Annotated in this window: 25 protein-coding genes; 4 read left to right on the top strand and 21 right to left on the bottom strand. The window is 34.7% G+C overall.

From position 1 onward, the window contains the following. Positions 1-156: 156 nt before the first annotated feature. From ACFVQC_RS15640 to ACFVQC_RS15610, 7 genes are all read right to left on the bottom strand, one after another. A complete protein-coding gene (locus tag ACFVQC_RS15640) occupies positions 157-1,668 on the bottom strand; it encodes an ABC transporter permease/substrate-binding protein (RefSeq protein ID WP_377895959.1) in 1,512 nt (503 codons plus the stop codon). 3 nt (positions 1,669-1,671) lie between these two features. Next, entirely contained in the window at positions 1,672-2,619 is a 948-nt protein-coding gene (locus ACFVQC_RS15635; RefSeq protein ID WP_377895960.1) for an ABC transporter ATP-binding protein, read from the bottom strand. A 102-nt stretch (positions 2,620-2,721) separates the two neighbouring features. Then, positions 2,722-3,279 (bottom strand): YdcF family protein, encoded by a 558-nt coding sequence (locus ACFVQC_RS15630; protein ID WP_002148207.1) that lies wholly within the window; start codon positions 3,277-3,279, stop codon positions 2,722-2,724. 63 nt (positions 3,280-3,342) lie between these two features. Next, positions 3,343-4,572: an MFS transporter gene (locus ACFVQC_RS15625; RefSeq protein WP_377895961.1), complete on the bottom strand. Its 1,230-nt coding sequence runs from the start codon at positions 4,570-4,572 to the stop codon at positions 3,343-3,345. A 1-nt stretch (position 4,573) separates the two neighbouring features. After that, entirely contained in the window at positions 4,574-5,110 is a 537-nt protein-coding gene (locus ACFVQC_RS15620) for an NADPH-dependent FMN reductase (protein ID WP_377898641.1), read from the bottom strand. A 144-nt stretch (positions 5,111-5,254) separates the two neighbouring features. Further along, positions 5,255-6,409: a CgeB family protein gene (locus ACFVQC_RS15615; protein ID WP_377895962.1), complete on the bottom strand. Its 1,155-nt coding sequence runs from the start codon at positions 6,407-6,409 to the stop codon at positions 5,255-5,257. Positions 6,410-6,443: 34 nt separating this feature from the next. Then, positions 6,444-7,664 carry a tetratricopeptide repeat-containing glycosyltransferase gene (locus ACFVQC_RS15610; protein WP_377898640.1) on the bottom strand — a complete coding sequence of 407 codons (1,221 nt, stop codon included), beginning with the start codon at positions 7,662-7,664 and terminating at the stop codon, positions 6,444-6,446. A gap of 122 nt (positions 7,665-7,786) precedes the next feature. Between ACFVQC_RS15610 and ACFVQC_RS15605 the strand changes: the two genes are divergently transcribed. Further along, positions 7,787-7,924 (top strand): DUF2711 family protein, encoded by a 138-nt coding sequence (locus ACFVQC_RS15605; protein ID WP_377895964.1) that lies wholly within the window; start codon positions 7,787-7,789, stop codon positions 7,922-7,924. 72 nt (positions 7,925-7,996) lie between these two features. Here the strand turns inward: ACFVQC_RS15605 and gnd are convergent, their stop codons facing one another. The 3 genes from gnd to gntK are packed head-to-tail and all read right to left on the bottom strand — an operon-like array spanning position 7,997 to position 11,814. Next, positions 7,997-8,893 (bottom strand): phosphogluconate dehydrogenase (NAD(+)-dependent, decarboxylating), encoded by an 897-nt coding sequence (gnd, locus tag ACFVQC_RS15600; protein ID WP_377895965.1) that lies wholly within the window; start codon positions 8,891-8,893, stop codon positions 7,997-7,999. A gap of 18 nt (positions 8,894-8,911) precedes the next feature. Further along, positions 8,912-10,261 (bottom strand): GntP family permease, encoded by a 1,350-nt coding sequence (locus tag ACFVQC_RS15595; protein ID WP_377895966.1) that lies wholly within the window; start codon positions 10,259-10,261, stop codon positions 8,912-8,914. A 14-nt stretch (positions 10,262-10,275) separates the two neighbouring features. Next, entirely contained in the window at positions 10,276-11,814 is a 1,539-nt protein-coding gene (gene gntK / locus ACFVQC_RS15590; protein WP_377898639.1) for a gluconokinase, read from the bottom strand. A 562-nt stretch (positions 11,815-12,376) separates the two neighbouring features. On the opposite strand from gntK, the gene ACFVQC_RS15585 reads away from it, so the two are divergent. Together ACFVQC_RS15585 and ACFVQC_RS15580 are read left to right on the top strand one after the other, a co-directional pair. Then, positions 12,377-13,279: an ABC transporter permease subunit gene (locus ACFVQC_RS15585; protein WP_002148218.1), complete on the top strand. Its 903-nt coding sequence runs from the start codon at positions 12,377-12,379 to the stop codon at positions 13,277-13,279. After that, positions 13,276-14,295 carry an ABC transporter permease gene (locus ACFVQC_RS15580; RefSeq protein WP_377898638.1) on the top strand — a complete coding sequence of 340 codons (1,020 nt, stop codon included), beginning with the start codon at positions 13,276-13,278 and terminating at the stop codon, positions 14,293-14,295. The genes ACFVQC_RS15585 and ACFVQC_RS15580 overlap by 4 nt, the downstream gene beginning before the upstream one ends. A 140-nt stretch (positions 14,296-14,435) precedes the next feature. Here ACFVQC_RS15580 and adhP read toward each other — a convergent pair whose 3' ends face one another. The 5 genes from adhP to ACFVQC_RS15555 form a co-directional block, all read right to left on the bottom strand. Then, the gene (adhP, locus tag ACFVQC_RS15575) at positions 14,436-15,473 is read right to left on the bottom strand and encodes an alcohol dehydrogenase AdhP (RefSeq protein WP_377898637.1); all 1,038 of its coding nucleotides are present in this window, start codon (positions 15,471-15,473) and stop codon (positions 14,436-14,438) included. A 364-nt stretch (positions 15,474-15,837) separates the two neighbouring features. Next, positions 15,838-16,692 carry a MurR/RpiR family transcriptional regulator gene (locus ACFVQC_RS15570; RefSeq protein ID WP_377894979.1) on the bottom strand — a complete coding sequence of 285 codons (855 nt, stop codon included), beginning with the start codon at positions 16,690-16,692 and terminating at the stop codon, positions 15,838-15,840. Positions 16,693-16,978: 286 nt separating this feature from the next. Continuing rightward, complete coding sequence (locus ACFVQC_RS15565) at positions 16,979-17,614, bottom strand: response regulator (RefSeq protein ID WP_377898636.1); 636 nt, start codon at positions 17,612-17,614, stop codon at positions 16,979-16,981. 14 nt (positions 17,615-17,628) lie between these two features. After that, a complete protein-coding gene (locus ACFVQC_RS15560) occupies positions 17,629-18,747 on the bottom strand; it encodes a GAF domain-containing sensor histidine kinase (RefSeq protein ID WP_483861777.1) in 1,119 nt (372 codons plus the stop codon). A gap of 168 nt (positions 18,748-18,915) precedes the next feature. Continuing rightward, entirely contained in the window at positions 18,916-19,809 is an 894-nt protein-coding gene (locus ACFVQC_RS15555; RefSeq protein WP_377894975.1) for a mechanosensitive ion channel family protein, read from the bottom strand. Between the two features lie 351 nt (positions 19,810-20,160). Here ACFVQC_RS15555 and ACFVQC_RS15550 point away from each other — a divergent pair, with 351 nt between their 5' ends. Then, positions 20,161-20,610, top strand: a complete 450-nt coding sequence (locus ACFVQC_RS15550; RefSeq protein ID WP_377894974.1) for an NUDIX hydrolase — start codon at positions 20,161-20,163, stop codon at positions 20,608-20,610. Between the two features lie 34 nt (positions 20,611-20,644). Here the strand turns inward: ACFVQC_RS15550 and ACFVQC_RS15545 are convergent, their stop codons facing one another. From ACFVQC_RS15545 to ACFVQC_RS15520, 6 genes are all read right to left on the bottom strand, one after another. Beyond that, positions 20,645-21,193 carry a cysteine hydrolase family protein gene (locus tag ACFVQC_RS15545; protein WP_377894973.1) on the bottom strand — a complete coding sequence of 183 codons (549 nt, stop codon included), beginning with the start codon at positions 21,191-21,193 and terminating at the stop codon, positions 20,645-20,647. Positions 21,194-21,307: 114 nt separating this feature from the next. Beyond that, positions 21,308-21,532 (bottom strand): hypothetical protein, encoded by a 225-nt coding sequence (locus ACFVQC_RS15540; protein ID WP_377894972.1) that lies wholly within the window; start codon positions 21,530-21,532, stop codon positions 21,308-21,310. Between the two features lie 96 nt (positions 21,533-21,628). After that, positions 21,629-22,117: a putative periplasmic lipoprotein gene (locus ACFVQC_RS15535; RefSeq protein WP_377898635.1), complete on the bottom strand. Its 489-nt coding sequence runs from the start codon at positions 22,115-22,117 to the stop codon at positions 21,629-21,631. A 252-nt stretch (positions 22,118-22,369) separates the two neighbouring features. Next, positions 22,370-23,017 (bottom strand): nitroreductase family protein, encoded by a 648-nt coding sequence (locus ACFVQC_RS15530; RefSeq protein WP_377898634.1) that lies wholly within the window; start codon positions 23,015-23,017, stop codon positions 22,370-22,372. 98 nt (positions 23,018-23,115) lie between these two features. After that, positions 23,116-23,991 carry a D-amino-acid transaminase gene (dat, locus tag ACFVQC_RS15525; protein ID WP_377898633.1) on the bottom strand — a complete coding sequence of 292 codons (876 nt, stop codon included), beginning with the start codon at positions 23,989-23,991 and terminating at the stop codon, positions 23,116-23,118. Positions 23,992-24,141: 150 nt separating this feature from the next. After that, on the bottom strand, positions 24,142-25,128 hold the full coding sequence (locus tag ACFVQC_RS15520) for an N-acetylmuramoyl-L-alanine amidase (RefSeq protein ID WP_377898632.1): 987 nt from the start codon (positions 25,126-25,128) through the stop codon (positions 24,142-24,144). Positions 25,129-25,177 lie beyond the last annotated feature (49 nt).

Genomic DNA, 25,177 nt, shown 5'->3' with positions numbered 1-25,177 from the left:
TCTTATATTTTTTCAGGAAAACATTACTTATTCTAAAAGAAAATGAAGAAAAATGGAATACTTTTTTGAAAAAATGTATAAGTATGCACAAAAAAAACGCTCATTTTGTAATGAGCGGTCATTTCAAACATATAAATTTGTATATTTCTTGTAAAATTAACGAAGTAAATTCTCTTTTTGTAAAAATAGTTTCGCTACTTCTTCACTACTTTTACCATTCACATTTACTTCATAATTCATTTTTCGCATTTCTTCATCTGTAATCTTTCCAGATAATTTATTCAGTACTTTTTCAAGTTCAGGATATTTCTGTAACGTCTCTTTTCTTAATAATGGTGCTCCTTGATAAGGCGGGAATAACCCTTTATCATCTTTTAGTACTTTAAGTCCATATTGCTCTAATTCACTATCTGTTGAATATGCATCGATTACGTTAACATCCCCCGATTGAATTGCACTATAACGTAGTTTCGGTTCCATCGTTTTAACATTTAAAAACTTATAGTTATATAATTTTTGCATACCTTTATAACCATCTTCACGATCAGCAAATTCTAATGTAAATCCTACCTTAGCTTCCTGTGAAATATTTCCTAAATCAGAAATTGTATTTATATTATTTTGATCTGCTATTTTTTTTGGCATAGCTAGTGCGTATGTATTGTTATACTCCATTGGCTTTAACATAACCATATTATATTTCTTTTCCATTCCCATACGAGCTTGCTCATATACTTCATCACGATTTGTACTTTTCGGTTCTTCTTTCACGAAAGTAGATAAAGCTGTTCCTGAAAATTCTGGGTATATATCTACTTCACCTGATTTTAACGCTTCAAATACAAATGCTGTTTTCCCAAGGCCTGGCTTTAATTCTACTTGTAAATCTGTATCCTGTTCAATAAGTTGCTTGTACATTTGAATTAAAATTTCTGGTTCAGATCCAAGTTTGCCAGCAATAACTATGTCTTTCTTTTGTGTATTCCAAAGAAATGGCGAAGCGATCATTACTACAACTATACATATCGTTAATATAACGCGCTTATATGAGCGTTTTGGCCTCTCAAGCATGCGAAGTACTATATCAAAGAATAAAGCGAGTAACGCAGCTGGTATGGCCCCTAAAATGATAAGCGCATGATCATTCCGATCGATACCGAGTAGTATGAGCTTACCGAGTCCACCAGCGCCTATTAAAGCAGCTAATGTAGCCGTTCCAACAATTAATACCATCGCTGTCCGAATACCAGCCATAATAATTGGCAATGCGAGAGGAAGCTCTACCTTCCATAATCTTCTCCAGCTATTCATTCCCATAGCTCTCGCCGCTTCTATAAGTGATTCATCTAATTCCCGTATTCCTGTATACGTATTTCGCAAAATAGGTAATAGCGCATACACAACTAATGCGATAATGGCTGGAAGTTTTCCGATTCCTACTAATGGAATTAAAAGTCCAAGTAATGCAAGTGATGGCACAGTCTGCATTACAGCAGAAGTCCCTATTATAAATTCAGCCATCCGTTCTTTTCTCGTTAATAGAATGCCAAGAGGAACCGCAATAATCACGGCAAAAAATAATGAAATAAGCGATATTTGTAAATGCTCACTTAACGCACTCAGCAATTCTACTTTTCGTTCTTGAAACGTTTGAATAAAATCAGTCACTGTTTAGCCTCTCTCCTTCATTTGTTCAACAATGTAATTTACTATATGACGACTTGTTAACGCTCCAACATATTGACCATTTTCTTCAACCGGTACAGAACCTTCAGCTTGTACGCGGACTAGGGCTTCTTGTAAAGGAGAATTTAAAGATAAAACATTCCCTTCTACTCGTATGCTATCGTCTAGCGGCAATACATCTTCTACAATCTTCCCTTCATACCAAGGTCGTCCACGATTTCCAATGAACTCCTCTACAAACTCATTTTTCGGATTATGTATAATGCCCTCAGGTGTATCTAATTGAACTACTTTTCCTTCTTTCATTACACAAATGCGATCACCAAGTGATAATGCCTCTTGCATATCATGCGTTACAAACACTATCGTTTTTTGGATTTTTTTTTGCAATTGTACAATGTCCTTCTGGAGCTGTTCCCTGCTTAATGGATCTAAAGCACTAAATGGTTCATCCATAAGAACAATTTTCGGATTAGCAGCTAACGCCCTCACTACACCTACACGCTGCTTCTGCCCTCCCGACAATTCATCGGGCATGCGATCACGATATACATCTGGTTCTAAGCCAACCATATGTAGCAGTTCATCAACACGCGCTTTTATTTTATTCTTACTCCACTTTCTCATTTCAGGGACAACTGCAATATTTTCAGCAATTGTCATATGTGGAAACAGCGCAATCTGCTGCAACACGTACCCTATATTCCAACGCAGTTCGTTTATATTATAATCTTGAATATCTTTTCCATCGATCAAAATTGATCCTTCCGTCGTTTCAATTAAACGATTAATCATTTTCATTGTCGTTGTTTTCCCGCAACCACTCGGACCAATGAGAACAAAGAATTCTCCTTTTTTAATTTCTAAATGTAATGAATCCACTGCTTTTGTGCCATCTTCATACGCTTTTGACACATAATTAAACTGAATCACAAACACAACTCCTTTATTGCTGTTTCCTTTATTTTGATGGAATACGGACTTCATTTCAAATGATACGCTTTATTATATAAAAAAAGAGCCCTTATTTGAGCTCTAGCGATCGAATAATATTGTCTTCATAATAGCAACATATTCACGTACATACGCTTTTTTCTTGGAACGACTCGGTGCTTCAGCAGCCAAAGCTTCCATCTTTATTCCTAAACGCTTTGCAATTATTTTCGTTCGATATAAATGATACGTATTACTTACAACTACCGCATGCTTTACATCATATAAATCCATACTAAACTTTAAATTTTCATACGTATTTGTAGAGCGGTCTTCAATTAAAATACGACTCTCATCTATACCGTGTACCATTAAATAGTTTCTCATACTATGAGCTTCCGGTATATCTTCATCTTCCCCTTGACCACCTGAAACAATTACTTTCACCTCAGAGTGAGAGTATAAATATTCCAACGCCACATCCAAACGGTTTTGAAGAGATAAAGACGGTCTATCTCCAAATAACTTTGCACCTAATATAAGAACGTATGGAGAGTGATTACTCAATTTTTCACGAGCAACTTTATTCATTCGAAACGTCATATAAATGATGTATAGCGGAGGTAGTAATAAGATTATAAGCAATATCCATTTGTTCATAAAAAAGTTAACACTCCCTTTCTTTTTATTATATAGAAAAAGAAAAGGAGGCAGAAGTATTTTTTAAACAATTGATTTATTAGAAACATTCGCTTCCACTTTACGTTTGGAGATTACATAGTAAACAGCAATTCCTAATGAAAGGATCAATATGAAACTTAGCAAATAAAACGGTATCATTACTCCTACTTTAGACACACCCACCGTAAATAACATTAACAATATAATACGAATTCCTGTACCAATTAATCGAAATAAGCTGTCTACACGTCCCATTACTTCATTTGGAATTTCCTCCATCATCAATACATTTCTCGCCACTCTTGTACCAGCATTTCCAATCGCATGAAAAATCGCAAGTCCATATAACAACATTATGGAAGGTTCAATGATCATTAAGGTAATTGAAATTATATAAATGAACATCGTCATAACGATTGAAACTTCTGTTTTGACATATTTCATCAAAATTGGAATACTGATTCCCGCAATAACAGCCCCAACACCATACATCATACCTTCTATCGCGTATACAGAGGCACTAGCTTTGAGGATATCTGAAATATAAACTGGTATTAAATAATTTGCCATCATAACACCGATAAACGGCATATAAGTGGCAAGTAAAAACCAAAAGAACTTAGGGCGCTTTTTCATAAAGTAAATTCCTTCGAACAATTGCTTCTTAAATGTTACTTTCCCTTTTACTTCTTTTTTCTTTACATACGGTATACATAAGAAAAGAAAAAATGCTCCTGCAAAGGTTAACATATCTACTAATAAAATCCATTTCAAAGATACAATTTCAATTAAGAAACTTGCTGCCGCTCCTGAAATAACTTGTGTTAACTGTCCTTGTATTTCCATCGTGCCACTTAAACTTTTATAATGGTCTGCTTGAAAGATTTCTTGGTTAAATGCAAAAATTGTAGGATAGAATAATAGATAATAGAAAGAACCTGCTATATAAATAATAATGTAATGAATAGAATTGTATGATTCCCCAGTAAATCCCCATATAGCCATCATTCCTATAATCGCTATCCCAATACCTTCGTTACATAACAATAAAGATTTTCTTGAAAAACGATCAATGCTTTGCCCGATAAACGGCGTTAATAAAAACATAATGAGGGTTGCAACGATAGAAACATACCCAAAGGTTGTCTCTCCCCCACTTTCCTTGATTAGCAACCACGGAATCGTTATCATTACAATCCCGGAACCAATAGCAGATAAACTATTGGCCCCTAGAATGTAATACAAACGAGAATCATGATAAAGAGAGGACATATCACTCAACCCCTAATTGTTTTTTCACCTCTTTATATACACTCATATATGCTTTTAGCTCTTTAACTAAATCATGAATTAATGGTTTTGCATCTTCTCCAAGTTCACCATCTTGCACATGTAATCCATCAAGTACTACTTGTTTTGGGATTGCATTTGCGTAAACGCCTCTAGCGACAGTGCGCATACTATTTAATGCATTTATTCCCCCTTTGCCTCCTCCAGCAACAGCTAACAAAGCGACAGGTTTATGGATGAATTCACTGCTACTTAAGTAATCTAACGAATTTTTCATCGCTCCACTCATCGCATTATGATATTCTGGTGTACATAGTACTACACCGTCCGCTGCTTTCACTAAAGCTTTTAATTTTTTTACCGCTTCTAATTCACGTTGTGATTCTTCCCCATTATATAAAGGCAATTCCGCTACTGCTAAATCGTATAACTCCCCTTCAAATTGATTTACAATATATTTTGCCACCACTCGAGTTCTACCGAATTTTCTTGGTGTACCGTTAATAACGACTAGTTTCATAATTATTTCTCCCCTTTGTTTTCAAATTCTACCTTTATATTATCAGAAATTTCTATACAAAACACAGTAAAAAGAGGTAAAAGCTTTCATAAAATAGTATGAGAAATAAAAAAGAACTCATACTTTCGTATGAGTTTAACAAAATCAGTTTTTTTCACCTTTATGTTTAAGTGTAAGCATGCTTTCTTTAGCCTCAAAATGGTTATACGCTTTTTTAGCTAATTTTGTCCGTTCTTCTGGTAATTCTATATATTTCATTACGTTTTCTATAATTTTTTCGTATGGTGTAAATACAATTCCTGGCCACTCTATTTCGTCCTCTGGATTGCTATTTTCCGAAATAATAAATTTCTTGTTTGCAACTGCATGAGAAACTCGAGGCGTTTCAAGAATTCCTGATAAATAAAAATGAATATTTAATATAATTTTAGACCTTGCAATTAATTCATTTCTAGTAATTCCCCACGCATTATTTTTAAAAACAATATTTAAATTTGGGGCAACTACTTTTAATTGATCGAAAATGGCTTGCCGTCTCGGATTGAGTGCACCTATAAACAGGATATCAATATCTTCCGAAACTTCATCCTCAAATGCATCTTTCTTTATTTCTAAAGTTGGGGCGTAGTTCATTCCTACATGCTTAATCTCTTTTCCTACCCCTTTTTGTTTTAACCATTCTATATTTTGTTTACTATAATCCCAAATCACTCTATCTTTTAATAATATTAAATAAAGCGGGTGCGCATATGGACTTCCTTCGTATAGCTGTTCTAAATTATAAATAATTGCATCTTTCGGAAGAAGATTCGGGTTATATGCATATGTATGTGCTCCAAAAACTATTGTATTTTTCACATTTTCTAGTATTGTTTCTGATATAATTACTGTATTTCCTTCCTGCTCCAATCGCCATTTCAAAGCTCGTGCAACATCTATGAAACTACCGTACGTCTTCGGGCATATAAAAAGACAATAATCATATTCTTTATTCAAATAAGCTTCCATTAACCTTAAATTATTTTTATATAAATCCACATCCGGGTGTTTAAGTAACAACTCATTTGCATGTTTTTTTGCTACTTTATATAATCCAGCATAATAGGCAGCAATGCATCTTCTTAATTCGATTCTTTCCCGATGCTCATCCGATACATCCATATCTAAAAGAAGATTTGCGATACAATACGCTTTTAAATGATCACGATCATAATAATAGTCTAGTAGTGGCATCAATTCTTCATACGTATTTCCATGCACCGATTCCCCTAGTTCAATCGCCCATCGTATTAATTCCATGATTCCTCCACTACTCCTTTAACCGAAAATGTATTTAATAAAATTTCGCATTATTTTCTACTATATTTGCTATATGCAACGGTATCTCTTCTTTTTTCGATTCCAAATACTTTTGTGACCTTGCACCTAAATGTTTTTTGTGAGGTATATAGAAAGCACTTATAGAAATTTCATAGTCAAATAAGTAATCATACACATGATAATCTACAAATAGAAGATCATCTTTTGGGAAAGGAACTTCTTTCCCTTGCAGGGCATACATCAAAGCAATATTATTTTGAGATTTTAGTCGATACATTCTTGCAAGTTGATATAATGGTTCAGCCCGAGTTGGTCTATATTCCCACGCTTTTTGAAAATAATAAACCGCTAAAGCTACATATTGCTCTTCTTGTTTCATAACTTGTTCTTTTTCATTCACATCGGTTACTTCATGTTGTTTATTGGCTGAACGATTTGCTAACTGTTCATAACAAAATCCTATTCGTAATAACGAATAGAATACCTCTTCAACCCATCCCCCTGCTTCCACTCGTTTTTTATACCATTTAATCGAATCTTCAAATTGACTTAAATGAAAATAAGTTTGGGCTAAATAAAATAAATATCTTATATGCAAATCGGGCGTTGTTTCTGGATCGTTTAGCCCCTGTAACAACAACCTCTCATCTCGTTCAAATTTATCACCTTTACTTCCACCATCCCCAGGATCATTCACGACAAGAGTCTCTAACCTAGCTACTCTCGTATTGTAATTCGCTCCAACTTTGGAACGATCAATATCCCAATACTCATGAGTAACACCGACTGATTTCCATGGTAAAGAAGCTTTTAAAAGGCGTGTAAGCCAATATTTAATATGAATATCATATTGCAATGTAAGGTAATGATCTTCAGTTAAACTACTTTTATCAAAATCTGGCTCAACTTCTAAAATCATGTCCGCATCAAGTATTAATAAATAATCTGCTTCTGGATATGTTTTTTGCGCTAATGACACAGCTAAACTTCTGTTATAACCAAAGTTTTTAAATGGCTCATGATGAACTGTTCCCGGTATTTCATTTTCTTCACACCATTTCCCAATAATCTCTGGTGTATTATCTGTCGATCCGGTATCACAAATAGAAACAAAGTCTACAATTGATTTTGTTGCATTTAAACACCTTTCCATAATTCTAGATTCGTTTTTTACAATCATACAAAGACATAACTTTTTTTCTTCCTTTACATTCTTCACCTGCTCATTTCCCATTTAACCACCTCATATTTTATTAACACGCTCTTCTCATATGTAACACCATTTCATAGCTACACTGATGACATAAGCACCCTCTTACTATTTATGAAAACTTCATTTTATTTATTCTTATTTTTATGTGGAGACATCCTTCATGCTTCGCTTTATATTTGATACAATCAGTACAAAATGAACATATAGAATACATTGTTCAATCAATGAGCGTTGAAGCTGTCATTTGTAATAAAAAAACGATGGTTGATTGGTATTTTTAAAATAGGAGTTTCTTACACTATATAAAAAAAGAAACTTGCGCTTATGCACAAGTTTCTTTTCAAAAACATTACTTATTTCTTTACAACTTCATGTCCACCGAACTGATTACGTAGTGCTGAAACTACTTTTCCATGGAATGTATCATCTTCTTGAGAACGGTAGCGCATAAATAATGACATTGCGATAACAGGTGCCGCTGCTTGTAGTTCAAGCGCAGTTTCAACAGTCCATTTTCCTTCCCCGGAAGAGTTCATTACACCTTTAATGCCATCCAGTTTTGGATCTTCTACAAATGCTTTTTCAGTTAAGTCCATTAACCAGCCGCGGATAACTGATCCGTTCGCCCATACTTTTGCAACATCTTCATAATTGAAATCAAAATCACTTTTATCTAACACTTCAAATCCTTCAGCGATTGCTTGCATCATTCCATATTCAATACCGTTATGAACCATTTTTAAGAAATGACCACTTCCAACGCGCCCTGCATAAGAATAACCGTTTTCTACTGCTAAGTCTTTAAATAAAGGTTCTAATTGATCATAGATTTCTTTTTCTCCACCAACCATTAAGCACGCACCGTATCTAGCTCCTTCTACACCGCCTGATGTACCGATATCTACGTAATGTAAGCCAAAGCTTTTCGCTTCTTCAGCACGACGCAACGTATCCTTATAGAATGAATTTCCACCTTCAATAACGATATCGCCTTCCTCTAATAATGGATATACATCTTTTAATACTGACTCAACAACTTCTCCTGCAGGTACCATTACCCAAATTGTTCGAGGTGCTTCTAGTTCAGCGATCATTTCTTTTAATGTATGACGTGCAGTAATCCCTAGTTTTCCTGCCTTTTCAACAAGCTCATTATTTACATCGTATACAACTACTTCATGCTTGTCTTCATGTAAGTGTTCAGCTAATGGGAATCCCATTTTTCCTAATCCAATTAAACCTAGTTTCATATTAATCAATCTCCCATTCTATACAAATATATTTAATAACAAAATTAGTCCAAGTGCTACAACAGATAGTATTGTCTCCATTGCAGTCCATGTTAATAATGTTTCTTTCACAGTCATTCCGAAATACTCTTTAATCATCCAAAATCCAGAATCGTTCACATGTGATAATATTAATGACCCTGCTCCTGTTGCAAGTGCTAGTAGTTCAACATTTACCCCAGGTGTACTTGCTGCAATCGGTGCTACAATTCCAGCTGCTGTCATCATAGAAACAGTAGCTGATCCAGTTGCAACTCGGATAAGTGCAGCAATTCCCCACCCTAATAATATTGGTGAAATATGTGATTCTTTCGCCATCTCCGCAATTGTAGTTCCAATTCCAGAATCTAATAACACTTTATTAAAGGCACCACCTGCACCGATAACTAACAGTATGTTTGCAATTGGGCCTAAACAATCATTTGTAACTTGTAAGACTTTGTCTTTAGAAAACCCTTTTGCATAGCCAAGACTAAAGAAAGAATATATCGTTGCAATTAATAATGCGACTATTGGATCTCCAATAAAGTGCAATACTTGTGCAAGTTGGCTTGTTTTATTTAATGCTACTTCCGCTATCGATGCACCTAGCATAAGAAATACTGGAAGTAAAATAGTAAACAATGTATTTCCGAAGCTAGGAAGTTCCTTCTTCTTATCTCTTTCAATAAATTGCTCCGCTATATCTAATGGTACTTCTTTATGTATACGAGCACCGATCCATTTCCCGTAAAGCGGACCTGCAATTATTGCAGTTGGAAGTCCGACAATTATTGCATATAAAATTGTCTTCCCTACATCTGCTTTAAATATACCTACCGCTGCCATAGCTGCTGGGTGCGGTGGAACAAGTCCGTGTACAACCGAAAGACCTGCTACTAGCGGAATACCGATTGTAATAAGTGATACCCCTGTTTCTAACGCAATTGTAAATACTAACGGAATTAATAGTACAAATCCAACTTGGAAAAATACCGGAATCCCTACTATAAATGCAACGAACATCATTGCCCAGTGAACACGTTTTTTCCCAAAACGTCCAATTAATGTGTTAGCAATTCGTTCAGCACCGCCAGACTCAGCCATCATTTTTCCAAGCATTGTTCCTAAAGCTAAAACAATCGCTAAAAACCCTAACGTATTACCAAGACCTAATTTAATAGAATCGATAATCCCCGGATGTTGTGGTGAAGTTCCAATTAAGGGCATCCCCATTGCTAGCCCAACTCCGATTGCTGTTAAAATTAATGCGACAAATGGATGCCATTTCACTACTGTAATAAGTAGAAGTAGTATGACAACTGCCGCTAGTACGATTCCAACTACCATTTCTCCCAATCCCCCTATTGTTTACGTTGGAAAGCAGCTATACAATCAAATTCTTCTTTCAAGCGATTGTAAAGTCGTTCATACATATAAAACATTTCTAAATAAATAGCCGTATTTTCTTTATTTGGTACATGGTGATGGACAATATCAATCCAATCCTTCACCTCGTCAAGAGAATCAATTTTTCCTACCGCATATAAAGCAAGTGCCGCTGCCCCAAGCGCAGATGCTTCATGACTTTCAGGAACAAGCAATTCTTTTCCCATCATATCGGAGAGCATTTGTCTCCAAAATGCAGACTTCGCAAATCCTCCTGAAACACGTATTTCAGTAAGTGGCCCTGTACAATCACGGATTGCAAGTGCAACTGAATATACACTCATACAGACACCTTCCATAACTGCACGTATAAAATGTTCTCGTTTATGCTGAAGGTTTATCCCGAAGAATGTACCTCGAGCATTTGCATTCCAGTAGGGTGCACGTTCTCCAGATAGAAACGGCAAAAATAGTAATCCATCTGCACCAGCTGGTACACTTTCCGCATACTTAATTAATAAATCATAAGGATCAATCCCAAGCTTCCTCGCTACCTCTTGTTCCGGGCTACCAAATTCATCACGTAACCACCTAAGTAATATTCCACCGTTATTCGTTGGCCCACCGATAACCCAGTGTTCATCTGTTAATGCGTAACAAAAAGTTCTTCCTTTTTCATCTGTATTAACACTCGATGAAATTGTTCGAACCGCACCACTTGTCCCGATCGTAATTGCAGCTGAGCCAGGTGATATTGCACCAACACCTACATTTGCAAGAACACCGTCACTCGCACCAATAACAACTGGAGTATCTTCATGAATCCCCATCTTTTGTGCTAATTCCGGCTTCATTCCCGATAAAATATATGTAGTTGGTACAGGTGTTGATAATTGTTCTGGTGACATATTTAACATAGTTAAAACATCTTCATCCCAGTTTAATGTTTCTAAATTAAATAACCCAGTAGCTGATGCGATTGAATGATCAACTACATAGCGTGAGAATAATTGATAAATGACATACTCTTTAATGGAAATAAATTTATAAGCAGTTCTGAATAACTCCGTTTCTTCTTCCTTCATCCACAGTAATTTAGAAAGTGGTGACATAGGATGAATAGGTGTACCAGTTCTTCTATAAATGTCATGACCATTCATTTGTTGTAATAGTTTTTCTGATTGCTTTGTGCTTCTATTATCTGCCCAAATAATAGAGCGCGTTAACGGCGCACCGTTTTCATCTACTGTAATTAATGCATGCATTGCTGTACTAATACCGATTGAAATAATATCCTCTGGTAACACATTACCCTTTTCAATGGCAACGCTTACAGTTTTGTATACAGCGGCACATATTACATCAGGATCTTGCTCAGCCCATCCGACGTTCGGTTGAATAATTGGATAATCAATTGCATGTGACGCAACGACTTTTCCTTTTTCTGTGAACACAACCGTCTTCGTACTTGTGGTACCGATGTCAATCCCGATTACTCTCCCCCTTGTTTCCATGCGAATCTTCCCTTCGTTTCTAGCAAAATACGATCTAGTAAACCGTTTACATGAATTAGTATATAAAATATTTTTTCTTAAATCAAGTTTCAGAAAGAAAATTTTTTTCATGACAAAAAAATAAACCTCTTCATTCCATTTCATTTACATACTAAAATTAGTTTTTCCGTGCGGTAAAGTTGCATTATATTCGTTTCGCAACACACTCTTTTCCTCTCATTAACAACACATACATAGTCCTTCCATATTTTCTACTCATTTGCATGAAAAAGGAGTTGAAAAGCAATATTCATTATTAGGGGTCACATCACATATCCATCAAGTTAAGAAAAGCAATTACCACCAATACGGAAATTTTGTGCATTTTGCTCTTTTTATTGCTTTAGGTTCACTAGTCCTTTTATCTTGATGGACATAGAGCACGGCTCCCTACTATCACTTTTTACCTTGTAAATATATGTTCCATACTATAAAATCTAATAGTATTTATATTTTTCAGAAAAATCAAAACAAAATATAAACTTTATTGTATAATGTTGTAAAAAGATGTCGGAGGGATTTAATGTTAAATACAATATCTCAATTCACAATTAAGCTTTCATCAATTCTTTTATCACTCTTACTATTACTAAATTTACCTTATTTATTTATCACTCAACAAGGATTTACCTTTCAACCAATTTATTTTTTTAATCAGATCGTTACTATGTTAAAACAGGTTTTCTCCCCTGAATCATTAGTAGTTATCGGATCAGACCCGAAATTTGGTAGTTTCAAAAAGACACCATTATTTCCAACTGTTTTAGAACCTTACCTATATTCATTTACTGTATTATTTATAGCCTTTTTTCTTGCGCTCTTTCTATCATCTAGTATGGCATTTTTTTATTTTTTAGCAAAAGATTATATAAAAAAATGGATAAACCGAATTGTGTTCATATTAGAAGCTGTCCCTGATATGATGATGATGATTTGTTTGCAAATATTTTTCATATGGGTACTTCAGAAATTCGGGGAATCTCCTGTCACCATTATTTCTTTTAATGAAAATCGAGCTTATTTACTCCCCATTTTATCTTTAGCAGTCTTACCTACATTACAAATGTTTCGGATGATGGTGTTATACATAAAAGAAGAACATGGAAAACATTACGTAGAGGTTGCATATGGAAAAGGACTTTCATCAAGTTATATACTATGCATTCATTTATTCAAAAATATATCTATCCACTTCTTTCACCATTTAAAAACGATTTTTGTTTTCTTACTTTCTAACTTATTCATTTTAGAATTTGTTTTTAATATGGAAGGCATTATTCAATTTTTATTTAGGAAGGCGTTTGTTTCACCTCCTGCTGCATTTATCATACTCGTCATGATTATTTTACCGTTTTATTCTATTTTTCAAATAATCACTTTTATGATGAATAGATGGCAAAAACAATTGAAAGGAGCAGCTCTATGAAATCTATTTGGAAATCAAAACGCTTTTTAATCGGCTTTACTTATCTTTTCATACTTATTTCAGCTAGTTTTATTTATAGTTGGTTCTTTAAAGATAACATCCCAAAACCTCCTCAGTTACTTTACAATGACAATAACGAATTACTTGGAAAGGCCCCCTTTCCACCATCGTTAATGCCGCCTTTTGGAACTGATCGTTTTGGAGAGTCTGTTTTCTTACAAATTGTAGAAGGAGCAAAATTCACCATTTTATTAGCCGTGGCAATTAGCTTCTTTCGAATTTTATGCGGAACATGTATAGGAATCCTCTTAAGTTTATATGCTCCAAAATTCAAGGAATTTTTCCAGGCATGCTCAGAAGTTTTTTATTATATTCCAACTCTATTTATCGCATTCATACTCATCACGCCCGTTAATATTGTAATCACATCAAATGCTGATAGATTAGATCCAAATATTTCATTTACGTTTTATCAAGTACTCGTACTTATTTTCGTCGCTCTGCCTACACTTTCTTTATATATATCCTCAGAGGTTGATGAATTTATGAAACGAGATTACATTTTAAGTTCACAATTACTGGGTGCTAGCCGTTTTCATATTATCAAAAAACACTTACGAGTCTTATTACTTGACCGCTTATTTGTATTATTTATGGAACATATCGTCCAAACGCTCATCCTCGTTATCCATTTAGCATTGCTTAATATTGTAATTGGCGGGATACAAATGCGTGAACTCTATGACGGAGTGCTCAAACCTGTTTCTCTATCTAATGATTGGGCAGGCCTTATTGGATTAAATCGTTATGAAATGAATCTTTCATGGTGGATTATTTTTTATACTCTCGCTTCATTCTTTATTACGATTCTATTTATTAAGCTTATGACAATCGGGATTCAAGATGCACTGAAAGCAAGAGATTCGCAAACTGTAGCAATTCAATCCGTTCCAGATCATAAAAAATTTGTTAAACATAAAGATTCTTTTTCGTTTGCAAATAAATTAAACCTTTAATCATTTCTCATTAATCGGCATTGATATTAGTGGAATATAAAGAAGATGATCCTTGTTGAATACAGGGATCATCTTCTTTATGCCGTCTAACTTTTTTTAATGTCCTTTGCTAGACTCATGCTTTTTATATTTAAAGTGAATTAATTGCAATCACAATTGTGTTGTTTAAAATCAATTACCATTCGTCCCTGAATTCTACCTTGTTCCATTTCTTCGAATACACCTTGTACTTCATCTAAAGGACAAGTTTGAACAACCGGGACTACTTTTCCTTCTGCACCGAACATAAATGCCTCCTCTAGATCCTTACGAGTACCTACTAGAGAACCAACTACTTCAATTCCGTCTAGTACAAGTCGTGGAATGTTTAAATCCATAGTTTCTACTGGTAAACCTACCGCAACTACTTTACCGCAGGCACGTACTGCATCAACCGCTGAGTTGAATGCTACTTTAGAAACGGCTGTTACTACAGCAGCATATGCCCCACCAAACTCCTCTTGAACAATCTTATCAGCTGTACCTTGAGTAATTGGGTTGATAGTCATATCGGCACCAACCTCTTTTGCCAAGGCTAATTTGTCGTCATTAATATCTACTGCAATTACCTTTGCACCAAATACATTTTTAGCATATTGGATAGCTAAGTTACCTAATCCACCACAACCATAAATTACGATAGGTTGACCAGGTTTAATATCTGATACTTTAATAGCTTTATATGTAGTTACGCCTGCACATGTAATTGATGATGCTTGAGCAGGATCTAATCCTTCTGGTACTTTCACTGCATAATCAGCTGTAACGATACATTGTTCAGCCATACCACCATCTACTGAATAACCAGCGTTTTTAACTTCACGACAGAAAGTTTCTCTACCAGTTACGCAATATTCACAACGTCCACAAGATTGGAACATCCATGCAATACTTACACGGTCACCTATCTTTAGTGAAGTAACATCATCAGCAATTTTAGTAACAATACCTACACCTTCATGACCAAGGATGCGGCCATCTGTGTTTCCAAAATCATGATTCGCAACGTGTAAATCAGTATGGCAAACTCCACAATACTCTACATCTACTAGCGCTTCACCCGAGTGTAACGGACGTAATTCCTTTTCAATAACTTCAATGTTTGCTTTGCTGTTTTTATTAACTACTACTGCTTTCATATGTGATCTCCCCTTTAGTGTTTTAGAGTTTTAATGAGTTTATCTCACAACTACTGTCCTCACTATTTTGGCTAATTATTGTACCAAATTTAAGTGTTCAATCATCATTACAGGTTCATCATAACATGATATTTCATAAGAGAATTGTGAATTTATGAACAATGTTTGAATTATTGCATAAATTGGTTTTTTATTTTACATATGTGAATTATATAGAGTATTTTTAACTGAATGTTTTTAAAGATGAGCGCTTATGAATATAAGTAGGTCGCATTTTTCTACAGGAAAATAAATCAACTACATTTAGGGATTATATAATCAAACTATCCACCAATATAAAAAAGCTCTTCATTTGAAGAGCTTTTTATATTCGCTTCATTGAAATTGTTTCACGTATACTTTGTAAATTTTGCAGTGTTTCCTCCTGTCGTTGCAACGACAAACCCACATACAAAGTATCTAATAAACTAAGCTGCGCTAATCGTGATGAACTTGCTTCCGTACGAAATTCAGTCTCACGCGTCGAAGTATATAGCGTTATATGAGCAAGTTGGCTTAATGCCGATTTTTGATAGCTCGTAATCGCAATAATGCAAGCTCCCCTTGCTTTTGCTACTTCTAATGCTTCCAGTAATCCTTTATTACTACCAGAATGAGAAATTGCAATGACTACTGCTTCTTTTGTAAGTAAACCAGCACCCATAATTTGAAAATGAGAATCTGTATGAGAAATACAAGAAATACCCGTTCTCATAAATTTATGATATGCATCCATCGCAATAATTCCAGAGCCACCATTTCCGTAAAACTCAATTCGGTTCGCTTCTTGCAAAGCTCGTACAGCTTGCTCAAGTGCGGTGTCATTTAACAAATGCAATGTATCTTGCAGTCCTGTAATATGCGAATGAAAAACTTTTTTAGCAACAGTTACCATACTATCTTCTGCTGATACTTCTTCATGAATATTTTGCATCGGTGTATGTACAATTTCACGAGCTAATGTAATTTTCAAATCTTGAAACCCTTGAAAACCAAGGTGTTTACATAAGCGGAATATCGTAGCTTCGGAACTATTCGTAACTTCCGCTAATTCCGTAATCGATTTATGTACAACATCTTGTGGATGTTTCAAAATATGTTCAGCAATACTTCGTAATTTCGGTGATAAACCATTTAACGAAGCCTGAAGCTTTCCAATCCCACTTCTTGTACCAGGCATAGCATATCTTCTCCTTCCATAGTAGCTTTATCCCGTATTAACTGGCAGTAAGACTCCCACCTCAAAATCCGAGGAATGCAAGGGAGTTAGATGGGAGATCAACTGCCCGTAAAAACCCGATTGGTTCAACTAATAATCAGTGAGGATGGACCCCCCACTGATTAAAGTTTCACTTTATTGTACCTAATTATTGAAAGAAGAAAAACCTTTATTCGGCATCTCTATACATTTTAATTTCTCATATGTATTCTGGCGTAACATGTAACACAATTATTCATATTTATTATTAGTTTCCCCCGTGTTTCACTGCGTATAATGCAGCTTGTGTGCGGTCATCTACTTCCAATTTAGCCAATACGTTAGAAACATGTGTTTTAACCGTTTGTTCTGTAATATGAAGCGCCGCTGCAATTTCCTTATTACTTCTTCCTTTCGCAATTTCACGAAGTACTTCTTGCTCCCTTTTCGTTAACATCGAAAAAGGATTTTCTTTTTCTTTCTTGAATACTGACCGCCCTAATAGCGCAGGTGTTACTTTCGGATGAAAATTCGCATTCCCTTGATATACCGCAACAATTGACGCAACAAGTTGATCTGGCTGTACTTCTTTTAATTGATATCCATCTGCCCCAGCTTCTAATGCTGGCAAAACATAATCTTGTTCTGAAAAACTGCTTAACATAAGTATCTTTATCGCCTCATCGTATTGTTTTATACGTTTCGTCGCTTCAATACCGTCCATTTTCGGCATTGATAAATCCATTAATACTACATCTGGTTTTTCTTTTTGAACGAAAGTTAATGCTTCTTCACCATTTTCTGCTTCCCCAATAATTTCAAATTCTTCTCTCGTTTTCAAAAAGAATACGAGTCCCCTTCGAACGATATGATGATCTTCTACAAGTAGTAATTTAATTTTCATAGACGTTCTCCCTTTCAAACCGGTAATTGAATTTCTATTTTCGTTCCCTTTTCCAGTTCTGTTTTTATTCGAAAATTCCCCTTCATTAATTCGATTCGTTCCTTCATACTTTTCAAACCAAACGCTGACTCTCTTACTTGATTCTGTATAAACCCTATGCCGTTATCTTCTACATGAAAATGTAACTGGTTATTTTCCATTCTTAAACGAACATTTACCTTTTCACACGAAGCATGTTTTTTACAATTATGTAGTGCTTCTTGACTAATACGCCATAAAACATCTTCTATTTCATCTCCAATTGAAACCATTCCATCAATACGAACTTCTACTTGGATCCCTAATAACTTCCCGTAATTTTGAATTGCTTCTGCTAAACCTTTTTCTAATCCTTCAGGTCTTAATTGCCAAATTAATAGCGTCATCTCTTGTAATGCTTCTTGCGATAATTCCCCAATATAACCTAGCATCTCCTGAAGTTCTCTATCTTCAGTCATATTAAGAGTTCCTTTTGCTGTTAGCATAATAGAAAATAACAATTGTTTAACTGAATCATGTAAATCACGAGCCAATCGATTTCTTTCAGCTACAACTACGTATTTACGTTCTTTCTCCACTAACTGAATACGTTGTATTGTCGTTCCAATTTGAAATGCAATCGATTCTAATAACGCTAACTCTTCCTCAGAAAAATGAGTCTTATGAGGTGCGGCCACATTTAATAGACCAAATTTCTCTGATCCGGACCTAAGTGGAATTGTCGCATGATGTGTAACATCTTCTGTTTCACCCCAATTACATTCAATCGCATCTTCTATTCGCTTACATTCAATAATATTTGTCGCTTTTTCTAATCTGCCATTCACAAAACGCTCTACACACCAACAGTCTCCTTCACACATCGGCTTCTTCTTTTTCCACGTAAGAGCTGGTGGTAAGTTTTCGTCTACAAGCATACGATGCTTTCCACTTTCATCAATAAAGAATATCCACCCTGTTTGTAAATCCATAACTTGTAATAATGTATGTAAAACTTTTTCTAACATGTCCTGTAAATTCGTTGCTTCATTTAGCAATTCCGCAATTTCTTTTAATGCTTCTAAACGATGCATCTCTTTTTCTTCAAAGTTCATTCTCATCACCAACTATCATTATAACATTAAGAAATTTCTAAATTCTACAAACAAAAAAAGAACCGAATTCCTTCAGCTCTTTTTTCGGAGATATCCCATACATTTCATCCAAATCTGCTGATTTGCAAATCTAAATTCTAAACCAAAACAGAAATTAGCTAGTTTTCATTAACTGTCTGATAAAGATTGTCCCACATGGATATTCTGTAAACTTTCAGTGTTAACGAGCATATTCGCTGCTGGCATTTGTACTTGATTTTTATGGAACATAGACATTAATTCAAATCTTACTTGTCTAGAAGTTTCAAAATAATCTTCTGGCCTAATCAAACCTGTAATACAAAATTCATATCCAACATATTTAAGGTTAGGATTTAAGTCTGTAACCCCAACATATTTAAATGGTTCAACAGCTTCATCATCTACTCTATAAAGACTCTGATCCAATTTTCCATTACAAATAACACATACGTCTTCTAACAATTCCTTAACTCTTGTAGGATCTTCCTGATAACTTACCGTGATGCGTTCAATTACTCGCATCCATCCTTTATTAAAATTTTGTATCGTTCTAATCTCTCCATGTGGTATGGTAAGTAGTTTTCCTGACCATTCACGTATTTGCATAAAACGAATACTAATTTCCTCAATAGTTCCTGAATTTGTTCCATTAAAAGTAACAAAATCGCCAACACGAAACTCTTTGTCCGCTAATCTCGCAAAGCCTAATATGACATCTTTTAGCATCTGTTGCGCAGCAAAACCGATGACAACTCCCGCTATCCCTGCACCTGCAATAATACTTTTTATATCTACAAATTGACTAATTAAATATATGATAAGACTGATGATAATGATATATCTAAAAATAGATCGAATTACACTTTGAATCGTCTGTTCTACCTCTTCATCAAAAAAGCTTGATTTTCTAAAAAACCAATCAATAACGCGGTTTATGACAAAAGAAATAATCATAAGAACTAAAGCAAATAGTAAAAACCTTAAAAGTAAAAACTCCCTTACATAATTAAAAAAATCTTCAGTATACGTTAATACACTCATCTATCCACTTCCTTATTTTTAAAAAATTTCATGCAGAGCTAATCTATTGTAATTACTTATTGATTATCTCAAAATTTGCTTTTGCAACTTTTTCCCCTGACCTTTCATTTTACTTTCTTAACTATGTATTTGTATCCCTAGTTCATCTTCAGCAATATAACCCTTTCATCAATCTTTCAACTTCTGATGCCCTTTTCTATTTACTATAAATATACCCTTTTTAATAATCTAAAGGGAGATTACAATAGAAATTTTTATAAACAACTTTGTAATACTCACCTCGTTCAAAGGAATACATTCACATAACACCGAATAGTTCATTTGATACTTTTTTCACGGAGGTTACAATTTATGGAATATATCAAAGAACTAAGAGAAATTGTTGGATCAAGACCACTCAATTTAGCAGGAGTTGCTGTAGCTGTTTTAAATGATCAAGGACAAATATTACTACAACAAAGACGAAATGGCATGTGGGGTGTTCCTGGAGGTTTTGTGGAACTTGGTGAATCCACAGAAGAAGCCGGAAGACGAGAAGTGCTTGAAGAAACAGGTATTGAAATTGGTACACTTCAGTTAGTAAGTGTACTTTCAGGTAAAGAGTTTTTTGTGAAATTAGCGAACGGAGATGAATTTTATCCTATAACAATCGCTTACCTTTGCAAAGATATTAAAGGTGGCTTGCTAAAAGCTGATGGAGTTGAATCATTACATGTACAATTTTTTGATTTAAATGGGCTACCAGAAAACATTAGCCCGTTCATTAAAAAGTTAATTCAACAGCAAGTCGTTTCTATTTAAATGTGAAAAAGAGACCTTTTTAAAGGCCTCTTTTTCACTTCACTTCTGCATGTAAACAAGATTTAAAATGTCCAAGTGCATATTCATGTCCTTGCGCATTAAAAGATGCAACTGCCTTTTCATATACAACAATTTTAAATCCTTTATTATAAGCATCTACTGCTGTATGAAGAACACAAATATCAGTGCAAACCCCTACAAGATGAACTTCTTCTATTCCTCTTTCTCTAAGCTTCATCTCTAAATCTGTTCCAGCAAATGCACTGTACCTCGTTTTGTCCATGTAGTATACATTCTCAGAATTTTTGTATGTTTCGTATACATCCTGTAATTCACCGAATAAGTCTCTTCCGTTTGTACCTGCTATATTATGAGGAGGGAATAATTTTGCTTCTGGATGATATTCATCAATTTCTTCATGTTTATCGATTGCAAACACTACGTAATCTCCATTTTCAATATATTGCTTTGTTATATGTACAAGTTCCTTCTCAATTTCTTGACCTGGTTTCCCGCAAGTTAAGGCACCTTTTTCAGCTACAAAATCATATGTATAATCGATATTAATAAGAGCTCGTTTCATAACTACTATCTCTCCCTCTCCTGTTTCACAATAAACAATAGAAAATTTGTTATTACGACATCGTATGTACTATTCGACATTTCAAATGAAATACCTACATTTTTCTTGCAAAACTTACCTTAATCTAAGCTTATCATAAAACAGATACACAATGACAAAACATGCTGTTCCTATTAGCATGTCATGGATTTGATAATTGAGCGTAACTTCAACCACCTCTTGTAAAGTAAACCAGATTATCGAAATCATCATACTAAGCAAGATGATACGAACAAATCGCTGCACACCTTCCACCTCTTTCACTTTCGTAGTAGTAAAGAGTAATTTCTTACTATTCATACGTACTAGAAAGTGAAAAAATCATTCTCAATAACCTAATTATATCCAAATTAAAAAGTACACTACTACTTGAAGTAATGTACTTTTTATCCATAATTAAGACGCTGGCTTCGTTTCAAACGTCGCTTGATTAAAGCTAATGACTTTTCCTTTTGGGTCATTATTATCAAACTGAGCTGCAGTAATCGTATGACTACCTGTCTCAAGTGTCTTTTCTTTTAATTGTACTGTTGTCTGTGTTGTACTAGTTACTTGATGTTTATCTGCAAATATTTGATCTACAAATACGAATGTTTCTTTATCGTTTTGAAAATTAGAAAGTTCTAATTCAACTTGCTGAATTAAAGTATCTTTTTTGATAAATACAGTCGGTATATTGCCGTTTTCAGAAGTACCATCTGGTGTAATGACTTTTACTTTCCCTTCTCCAACTGGTACTGCCCCTTCAGGAAATACAACCATACTCTCATCACTCGCATTTACAACTTGTTCTTCCTGATTTGACTGTGCATCCTCTTTTTCCTTTGGAGCACCACAGCCTACTAATAACAATACAGACAATCCAGCGATTATGAATTTCTTCAAAATTCATCCCCCCTGTAATTTCATTATACAAAAATAACTTTGTAATTTTAAAACTATTTTTAACACTTTCATGAACAAATACTAGTAGCTTGCTCACGATTACTGTACCATACTTTCCTTAATAGAACATTAATTTTTTTAAAGAAATAAATAGTAATTCCACCTTATTCATCATTTTAGCCCAATTCATAAAAAAAATATCCACGCAAAATAAAAAGACATTGTTATTTCAATGTCTTTTCCACATAGCATTTAAAAAATAAATGTTGTGATCTCATCTACTTCTTTTCGAGAAAGTTTCTTCGGTTTATCTTTCGGATAGCCGAGTGAAATTACCATATTAATTTGTTTTTGAAGCTCAATTTGTAAATATTTTCGCAGTTCATCTTGAGCTAACAATACAGGTCCTGTCATTGGACAAGTGCCAAGTCCTCTCGCATGTGCAGCCAACATTAAGTTTTGTGCTGCTAGACAGCTACTCTTAATTCCCTCCTCTTCCCATACTGAATCAGGAACGAAGTCAATTGGATCAAATATCTTTTCACGAAACTTTGACTCGTACGGCGTTGCTAAACATACAATTAATACTGGCGCCTCAGAGAAAGCTGTCGCATATGGACCGAAAGAACGTGTAAGTAATTTCCCTGCTTTCTCTTCTCCATTTTCTGCTGCCTTTGCCGCAAGTTTATGTAATGCATCCCATGTCATTTGTTCAATTTCTTTAATTTTCTCTCGATTCATAATGACCAAGAACTCCCACGTTTGTGAGTTCGTATCACTCGGTGCATAACGAGCACAATCAATAATTTCTTTTATATCACTAATGGATACTTCTTGTTCTGTAAACTTTCTAACACTTCGTCTACCGTGAATTACTTCTTTAAAATCTTCATAATTCATACATTAAATCCCCTTTTTACAGCGTTTTCAAAATTTATCCTATGGTTGAATTATATCATGAAAAAAAGCTGGGGGAATACCAGCTTTTTTCCTTATTATTAATTTGTCACTTTAAACAAACTAATACTTTCTTCATATGCAGCTTGTAGTTTTTTCGTAATTGGTCCTCTTTCGCCGCTTCCAAACTTCTCATCACCAATTTGAACAACAGGGAATATTTCAAGTGGTGTCGCTGTAAAGAAGCATTCGTCAGCTTCATATACTTCTTGTAATGAGAATTCACGCTCTTCTACTTCAATATGTAAAGCTTTCGCTAATGTAATAACGTAGTGGCGAGTAATGCCGTGTAGAATAAAATTATCGGCCGGATGTGTAATTAATTTATTATTTTTCACCATAAAGAAATTCGAATGACACCCTTCTGTTACAACTCCATCTCGTACTAATATCGCTTCTTGATACCCTTGCTCGTTTATTTTATTTTTAATCATGATATTAGGTAGAAGGTTTAAAGATTTTATATGACAGAACTTCCAGCGTATATCCTCTTCTACAGTAACCTTTATTCCTTGTTCCATAGTAGCGGTAGGTCTTGGAAACGAAACAATATTCGCAAAATATGTTGGTTGTAAATCTTTTTCATACACATGATTTCGAGCTTGAGCTCCACGTGATATTTGAAGATACACATTCCCATCCTCTTGAAATTGATTTCTTTCAATCATTTGATGAAGTTCTTCAACTAACTCTTCCTTTGTAAACGGCGGAACAATTTTAATTTCCTTCATAGATTTAAAAAATCGTTCCAAATGTAAATCTAATAAATGAGGCTTCCCATCGTATAGCCTAAATACTTCATATATGCCGTCACCAAATTGGAGTCCCCGCTCTTCTAAGGCAACCATCGGCTGTTCTTCCTTCGTATTTACAATTCTTCCGTTAAACAAAATCCAATCTTTATGAGTAGCTTTCATTCCTTCCCACTCCTTTATTCCATGATTGGTTTTATTGTACAACTTATCCATACTTAAAAGAAGGAATTTTCTGCATTTAACTAAACAAAAAAGTACATCACCTATTTAAAGTGATGCACTCAATCATTCATTTATTTCAAAAAATATTTTTCAATATTGATTATATTTAATATATGATGAATCATTATACACCCACTGATTTCCACCAAGGTTCAACCAACTGTTTTGATTAATAAATACTAAATAAGATTCTGGTTTATTTAATTTACGAATAACTGAAGAAGATGTTGATGGACCACTTCTTAAATTCACATTCGTTCCTTGAATATATGCGACACCAATTGCGCTTCCATCACTATTGCTCGTCTTTACAAAATTAATATACGAAGGGTCATTATACACCCATTGTCCATTTCCTAAGTCTAACCATCCGTTACTTTCCTGATATACGACATACGATTCTGGGGAGTTTAGCTGACGAATAACTGAAGAAGACGTTGATGGGCCACTTCTTAAATTCACATTTTTCCCAAGTATATAGGCAATCCCCTTCGTTTGTGGAGTTGGCTCTGGGTTTGGAGGCTGCGGATTTGGAGCTACTCCAAAAATAGCTGCTATTCCGTTTGCATATGCTTGGCTTAAATCTTCAATAAATTGTGGATTTTTCAATAAATTAGCATCAAACGTTGTATCAATAAAGGCAGTCTCTGTTAAAATTGCATCCATTGCAGTCTCCCTTAGTACCGCATAATTTGCCTTTTTTGCTCCTCGATCACGAAGGCCGTATTTTGTTAATACAGGATTGACTGCTGCATGCATCTTTTGTTGCTTTTCATATGCGGAACTACTATTAGATAGCGCGTTGTAAATATAACTTTCATTTCCAGTGCCACCGCCACTATTAATGTGAAATGAGATAAAATAATCTGCACCAAATGAATTAGCAATATTAGCACGTTCTGATAAAGAGATAAACACATCACTATCACGTGTCATTTTAATATTGATTGGATAATTTGCAGATAAAATATCTCGCACACGTCTAGCAATTTGAAGTGTTAACTCTTTTTCCACTAACCCATTACCAACAGCACCAGAATCATATCCACCATGCCCTGCGTCTATAACAAGTTTCATATATCTTTTTCGTTCCTTTCTTTATTGTAATAAGCTTTCATTTCTACTC

It is taken from the genome of Bacillus sp. NPDC057893, from assembly GCF_042796455.1.
GTDB lineage: Bacteria > Bacillota > Bacilli > Bacillales > Bacillaceae_G > Bacillus_A.
The sequence above is the reverse complement of the archived record's forward strand: the minus strand, read 5'-3'. Positions and strand labels throughout refer to the sequence as shown.